The following is a 265-nucleotide window of genomic DNA, read 5'->3' on the forward strand; positions in this document are numbered from 1 at the left end:
GTATGATCGTGGGCATTTAGCGCCCAATGCCGATATGGCAACACGCTCTCAGCAATACGATAGCTTTAGTCTAGCGAACATCGCCCCACAGTCACCGCGTAATAATCGCTACATTTGGCGAAATATCGAATCCGCGACACGCTATTTGACGCAGCAGTACGGGGAAGTTTATACCATTACTGGAGTCGCTTTTACCGATAAAAAAACCAAACGTTTGAACGGTCAAGTACTAGTGCCTAGCCATTTCTTTAAAGCGGTATATATT

Annotated in this window: 1 protein-coding gene; it reads left to right on the forward strand. The window is 45.3% G+C overall.

The window, feature by feature from the left end; translation table 11 throughout:
- The coding region (locus tag AAEY75_RS15530; RefSeq protein WP_352260092.1) for a DNA/RNA non-specific endonuclease at nt 1-265 on the forward strand (265 nt) is incomplete at both ends.

The sequence above is a fragment of the Psychrobacter sp. TB55-MNA-CIBAN-0194 genome (assembly GCF_040309505.1).
Classification (GTDB): domain Bacteria; phylum Pseudomonadota; class Gammaproteobacteria; order Pseudomonadales; family Moraxellaceae; genus Psychrobacter; species Psychrobacter fozii.